The 6,543-nt window shown below is 64.0% G+C and carries 4 protein-coding genes; 2 read left to right on the top strand and 2 right to left on the bottom strand.

Annotated elements, in window-relative coordinates:
- Window positions 1-85: 85 nt before the first annotated feature.
- Complete coding sequence (alaS, locus tag EN943_RS33490; RefSeq protein WP_127416198.1) at window positions 86-2,752, bottom strand: alanine--tRNA ligase; 2,667 nt, start codon at window positions 2,750-2,752, stop codon at window positions 86-88.
- Between the two features lie 297 nt (window positions 2,753-3,049).
- The gene (gene recA / locus EN943_RS33485; protein WP_027036993.1) at window positions 3,050-4,150 is read right to left on the bottom strand and encodes a recombinase RecA; all 1,101 of its coding nucleotides are present in this window, start codon (window positions 4,148-4,150) and stop codon (window positions 3,050-3,052) included.
- Between the two features lie 281 nt (window positions 4,151-4,431).
- Between recA and EN943_RS33480 the strand changes: the two genes are divergently transcribed.
- Window positions 4,432-5,376: a carbohydrate kinase family protein gene (locus EN943_RS33480; RefSeq protein ID WP_127416197.1), complete on the top strand. Its 945-nt coding sequence runs from the start codon at window positions 4,432-4,434 to the stop codon at window positions 5,374-5,376.
- A 71-nt stretch (window positions 5,377-5,447) separates the two neighbouring features.
- Entirely contained in the window at window positions 5,448-6,365 is a 918-nt protein-coding gene (locus EN943_RS33475; protein WP_127416196.1) for a pseudouridine-5'-phosphate glycosidase, read from the top strand.
- Window positions 6,366-6,543 lie beyond the last annotated feature (178 nt).

The raw sequence follows: 6,543 nt of genomic DNA, 5'->3' as shown, positions 1-6,543 counted from the left end.
GCCGACGCGACGTCCGATCTCCCCACTCGTGGGGGAGATGTCCGGCAGGACAGAGGGGGGCGCTGTCCCGCGGACGTCTCAATACCTACGCCGCTTCGAGTGCCGCCCTCACCGCTGCAATCGCATCGTCGGCCTTGGAAGCGTCGGGGCCGCCGGCCTGGGCCATGTCGGGCCGCCCGCCGCCGCCCTGCCCGCCCAATGCGGCGGAGGCCACACGGACAAGGTCGACGGCGCTGAAGCGGCCGATGAGGTCGTCGGTGACGGCCACCACGACGCTTGCCTTGTTGTCTTCACCGGCGCCGACGAAGACGACGACGCCGGAGCCGAGCGAGCTCTTGCCGGCATCGGCCAGCGGCTTCAAATCCTTCGGCGAGACACCGGAGACCGTCTTGCCGAGGAAGCCGATACCGGCGACCGTCTCATTGGCGGCTGGAGCATCGGCTGACGATCCCCCGCCCAGCGCCAGCTTCTTGCGCGCTTCGGTCAGTTCCTTCTCGAGCTTCTTGCGCTCTTCGAGCAGCGTCTCGACGCGCGCCGTCACATCGGCCGGCGAAATCTTCAACACGGCTGCCGTCGCCTTCAGACGCCTGTCCTGCTCGTCGAGATATTTTCGCGCGGCCTCGCCGGTCAGCGCCTCGATGCGGCGCACGCCGGCGGCGACCGCGCTGTCCGATACGACACGCACCAGGCCGATGTCGCCGGTCGCCCGGACATGCGTGCCACCGCAAAGCTCGACCGAATAGGGCCGGTTGGTCTTGGCGCCATGCACACCGGTGCCCATCGACACGACGCGCACTTCGTCGCCATACTTCTCGCCAAACAGCGCCATGGCGCCTTCGGCAATGGCATCGTCGACCGACATCAGGCGCGTAGACACCGGGCCGTTCTGGACGACGATCTCGTTGGCCATGCGCTCGACCTCCTCAAGGTCTTCGGCCGAAATGGGCTTGTTGTGCGAGATGTCGAAGCGCAGGCGCTCGGGCGCGACCAGCGAGCCCTTCTGCGCGACATGGCTGCCCAGCACCTCGCGCAGCGCCTCATGGATAAGATGCGTCGCGGAATGGTTGGCGCGCAGCCTCGAGCGTCTGGCATGGTCGACCTTCAGCTCGACGGCGGCACCGGTCTTGACCGTGCCGCTGGCCACCTTGCCGATATGCACGAACAGCCCGTCGGCCTTCTTCTGCGTATCCGAAACCTCGATCGAGAACCCTTCGCCGGAGATGACACCGGTGTCACCCATCTGGCCGCCGGACTCGGCATAGAACGGCGTCTGGTTGACGACGATCGCCACCGCGTCGCCCATGCCGGCGCTGTCGACAGCCTTGCCATCCCGGACAAGCGCCTGGATGATGCCTTCGGCAGCTTCAGTCTCATAGCCGAGGAACTCGGTGGCGCCGGCCTTCTCGCGCACCGAGAACCAGATGGTCTCGGTCGCCGCGTCGCCGGAGCCGGCCCAGTGCTTGCGCGCCTCGGCCTTCTGCTGCTCCATGGCGTTGGTGAAGCCGGCAAGATCGACCGAGATGCTGCGCTGGCGCAGTGCATCCTGCGTCAGGTCGAGCGGAAAACCATAGGTGTCGTAGAGCTTGAAGGCAGTTTCGCCGTCCAGCATGTCGCCGGCGTGCAGTGTTTCGGTCGCCTCGGAAAGCAGGCCGAGGCCGCGCACCAGCGTCTTGCGAAACCTGGTCTCCTCGAGCTTCAGCGTCTCGGTGATCAACTGTTCGCCGCGCAGCAGTTCCGGATAGGCCTGACCCATCTCGCGCACCAGCGCCGGCACCAGCTTCCACATCAGCGGTTCGTTGGCGCCGAGCAGCTGCGCATGGCGCATGGCGCGGCGCATGATGCGGCGCAGGACATAGCCCCGGCCTTCGTTCGAGGGCAGCACGCCATCGGCGACCAGGAAGGAGGACGAGCGCAGATGATCGGCAATGACCCGGTAGGACGCGACCGTCTCCTTGTCGGGACCATGCCCGACGGCGGACGAGGCCGCGTCGATCAGGTGACGGAACAGATCGGTCTCGAAGACGCTTTCCACCCCTTGCAGGATGGACGCCATGCGCTCCAGGCCCATGCCGGTGTCGATCGAGGGGCGCGGCAGGTCGATGCGCTCCTCCTTTGTCACCTGTTCATACTGCATGAACACCAGGTTCCAGAATTCCAGGAAACGGTCGCCATCTTCCTCCGGGCTGCCGGGAGGGCCGCCCCAGATGTGTTCGCCGCGGTCGATGAAGATCTCCGAACACGGCCCGCACGGGCCGGTGTCGCCCATCGCCCAGAAATTGTCCGATGTCGCGATGCGAATGATGCGGTCGTCGGAAAACCCGGCGATCTTCTTCCAGAAACCGGCCGCCTCGTCGTCCGTGTGATAGACGGTGACCAGCAGCTTGTCCTTGTTCAGCCCGAATTCCCTGGTGATCAGATTCCAGGCAAGCTCGATGGCGCGCTCCTTGAAATAGTCGCCGAAGGAGAAATTGCCGAGCATCTCGAAGAAGGTCAGATGGCGCGCGGTGTAGCCGACATTGTCGAGATCGTTGTGCTTGCCGCCGGCGCGAACGCTCTTCTGGGCGGTCGAGGCGCGCGAATAGGGCCGCTTCTCCAGACCGGTGAAGACGTTCTTGAACTGCACCATGCCGGCGTTGGTGAACATCAGCGTCGGATCGTTGCGCGGCACCAGCGGGCTCGACGCGACGATCTCGTGACCCTCCTTGCGGAAGTAGTCGAGAAATGTCGACCGGATTTCGTTCACGCCACTCATGAATGCTGCCTTTTCGGAAGAGCCGCCGGCAAACCGGCGGAAATGGGCTCTGCGTTTTAGAAGATTAGGACTTGGCCTTTTAGCCGCCGCGCCTCACCCTGTCCAGAAACACGGAATTGGTCCAATCCACGGCCTTTTCCCGTCGTTCGAACCGGCCCTATTTCGCCGCCAAAACGCAAAACCGCCGGCACTGGGCCGGCGGTTTCGAAACGCAATAACACGGAACTCGATTACATAAGCCTGAGGTAATAGAATGCGATTATGGCCGAACTCCGGCCGGCATCGCGCACGAAGCTGTTACATCGCGCCGGATTCTTCCTCGAAACCGTCATCATCGCCGCGCTCAGGGCCGCCATTCTCGAGGAATTTCTCGGCGATCAGCCCGGCATTCTGCCTGATCGACAACTCGATCTCGCGTGCCGTGTCGGGATTGTCACGCAGGAACAGCTTGGCATTTTCGCGGCCCTGGCCGAGACGCTGCGAGTTATAGGAAAACCAGGCGCCAGACTTCTCGACAATACCAGCCTTGACCCCGAGATCGACCAGTTCGCCGGTTTTGGAGACGCCCTCACCAAACATGATGTCGAATTCGACCACCTTGAAGGGCGGCGCCAGCTTGTTCTTGACCACCTTGACGCGGGTCTGGTTGCCGACAACCTCGTCGCGGTCCTTGATCGAGCCGATGCGGCGGATGTCGAGGCGTACCGAAGCGTAGAATTTCAGCGCATTGCCGCCGGTAGTAGTTTCAGGCGAGCCGAACATGACGCCGATCTTCATGCGGATCTGGTTGATGAAGATGACCATGGTGTTGGAGCGCGAAATCGACGCGGTCAGCTTGCGCAGCGCCTGGCTCATAAGGCGGGCCTGCAGGCCGGGCAGCGAATCGCCCATCTCACCTTCAATTTCGGCGCGTGGCGTCAGCGCCGCGACCGAATCGACCACCAGCACGTCGATGGCGCCGGAGCGCACCAGCGTGTCGCAGATTTCCAGCGCCTGCTCACCCGTGTCGGGCTGCGAGATCAGGAGATTTTCGAGATCAACGCCAAGCTTGCGGGCATAGACCGGGTCAAGCGCGTGCTCGGCATCGACGAAGGCGCAGATGCCGCCCTTCTTCTGGGCTTCGGCAACGGTGTGCAGGGCAAGCGTCGTCTTGCCCGAGCTTTCCGGCCCGTAGATCTCGATGATGCGGCCGCGCGGCAGGCCACCGACGCCAAGCGCGATGTCGAGGCCAAGCGAGCCGGTCGGCACCGTTTCAATCTCGACGACCTGATCGTTGGCGCCGAGCCGCATGATCGAGCCCTTGCCGAAAGCCCGCTCGATCTGCGACAGCGCCGCATCCAGAGCCTTTGATTTGTCCACTGCCTTGTCCTCTACCAGCCGCAAAGAATTCTGAGCCATGATACATCACCCCTTGGTCGTCAATGAAGGCCGGACAATCCGTAATCCCTGCCTATTTGTACCTTTTTTGTTCTCATTTGGCAAGAGGGATCAAATATCTGAAAAACAAACAATATCCGGATTTGTTCTTTTTTTGTCCAAGGGATTCGATCAGGGATGCACCACGCGTTGGGCCAGACGACTCGGTTGTTTCGACCTGCCGAATCGTCGCCTTGCATGCGAAGCTCCGTCGCACAGCCTAGCGCTTGTGCGGCTGGAATAACAAAGGTCATATCGCCGGCATGCTGAAATCCGCGAAAATACTGGCCATAGGCGGCGCCCATATCGACCGGCGCGGCCAGGTGTCCGGCGCTTACGTGCCCGCCGCCTCCAATCCCGGCACGATGCGCGAGGATGTCGGCGGCGGCGTCTTCAACGCCTTGCGCAGTGCCGTGCGGCGCGGCGTCGTGGCGTCGCTGATGTCGGTTCGCGGCGGCGATGCCGCTGCCGACACCGTTTCGCGGGCCATTGCCGAGGCAGGCATTACCGACCTGTCGGCGGTCTTCCTCGACCGCACGACGCCGAGCTACACGGCACTGATCGACAGCGAGGGCGAGCTCATCGTCGGCTTTGCCGACATGGCGCTCTATGATCTGGCGTTTCCCAAGCAGATCAAGCGCTCCAAAGTGCGAGAGGTGATCGCTGCCGCCGATGCCGTCTTCTGCGACGCCAACCTGCCCTCTTCGGCGCTGGAACGGCTGGTCGCGCTCGCCGCGGGCAAGCCGGTTTTCGCCATTGCCATTTCTCCGGCCAAGGTAACGCGGCTGATGCCGGTGCTGAAGGAGCTCTCGCTGGTCTTCATGAACCGGCGCGAGGCCATGGTGCTGGCCGGCGTCGCCGCGAATGCCACGGAGCGCGAAGTCGTCGACGGGTTGCGATGCAGCGGCCTCGTCAGCGGCGTGGTGACGGCGGGCGGCAGCCCTATGCTAGGCTTCGATAACGCCGGCGCCTTCTCGATCCTGCCGCCGCCACCAAGAAAGGTCGCTGACGTCACCGGCGCCGGCGATGCGCTGGCGGGCGCAACGGTCGCTGCCTTGCTGCGAGGACTGCCGTTGCGGGCAGCTCTGCGCGAAGGCATTGCCGGGGCGACGCTTGCCATCGAAAGCGCCAACGCCGTTCCGGAGTTCACCGCGGCGAGCTTCGCGGAAGCGTTGGCTCTTGTGCCGGATGCCAGGGAAGTGGCATGAGACCGGCGAATTCATAGCGCCGGAGTTTTCGCGCCCAAGTGGATGCGCTTCGCTCCGGATTGGAGATAAAAATGACCCCTGAGACCGCCCGCCCGTTCATCGATATCCACGCGCCGGTGGCGCAGGCCTTGGCTGCCGGCCGGCCAGTGGTGGCGCTGGAAAGCACCATCATCACCCATGGCATGCCCTACCCCGACAATGGCGCCATGGCGGCCGATGTCGAAAAGATCATCACCGATGGCGGCGCCGTACCGGCGACGATCGCCGTGGTTGGCGGCCGCATCAAGATCGGGCTTTCGGACGGCGAGCGCGAATCGCTGGCGATGACGGGCGACGCGATGAAACTGTCGCGCGCCGATCTCGGCTTCGCCGTGGCGCAAGGGCGCACCGGCGGCACCACGGTCGCCGCCACGATGATCGCGGCGCATATGGTCGGCGTCAAAGTGTTCGCCACCGGCGGCATTGGCGGCGTGCACAAGGGCGCGGAAAAGAGCTTTGACATTTCCGCCGATCTCGACGAGTTGGCGCGCACCCCGGTCATTGTCATCTCGGCCGGCGCCAAGGCGATCCTCGACATCGAAAAGACGCTGGAGGTGCTGGAAACGCGCGGCGTGCCGGTGATCGGCCTTGGCTGCGAGACGATGCCGGCCTTCTGGTCGCGGCATTCGCCGTTCCGCGCGCCGCTGACCCTGCACAAGCCGGAAGAGATCGCGCATTTCTACCAGACGAGGGCAGCGCTGGGGCTCGCCGGCGGCATGCTGATCGCCAATCCGGTGCCTGAAAACCATGAAATCCCGGCTGAGGAGATGGCGGGCTATATCGACGCCGCGCAGAAGGCCGCAGAAGCACAACATGTCACCGGCAAGGCGGTGACGCCGTTCCTGCTGGGAAAGATCCTCGAACTGACCGGCGGCAGGAGCCTGAAGACCAACATCGCGCTGGTGGAAAACAATGCGCGGCTGGCGGCGAGGATTGCGAAGGCGCTGTAGGTTCACGCGGCGAAGGCCCCCTCACCCGGATTGCCAGACCGAATTGCAAAGAACAATTCGGGGCAATCCGACCTCTCCCCGAGGGGAGAGGAGAGCGCTGGCGCCAGTCTCTTCTCCCCACCGGGGAGAAGGTGGCCGCGAAGCGGCCGGATGAGGGGGCGGCCTCGCGCTTGCGGGA

Origin of the sequence: Mesorhizobium sp. M7A.F.Ca.US.006.01.1.1 (assembly GCF_003997935.1) — a bacterium.
In the GTDB taxonomy this organism is placed as follows: domain Bacteria; phylum Pseudomonadota; class Alphaproteobacteria; order Rhizobiales; family Rhizobiaceae; genus Mesorhizobium.
This window is presented reverse-complemented; position numbering and strand designations above follow the sequence as displayed.

Excerpts from the sequence above, each read along its gene's own strand:
- recA (WP_027036993.1), bottom strand. The coding sequence starts at position 4,150 with ATGGCTCAGAATTCTTTGCGGCTGGTAGAGGACAAGGCAGTGGACAAA.
- EN943_RS33480 (WP_127416197.1), top strand. The coding sequence starts at position 4,432 with ATGCTGAAATCCGCGAAAATACTGGCCATAGGCGGCGCCCATATCGAC.
- alaS (WP_127416198.1), bottom strand. The coding sequence starts at position 2,752 with ATGAGTGGCGTGAACGAAATCCGGTCGACATTTCTCGACTACTTCCGC.
- EN943_RS33475 (WP_127416196.1), top strand. The coding sequence starts at position 5,448 with ATGACCCCTGAGACCGCCCGCCCGTTCATCGATATCCACGCGCCGGTG.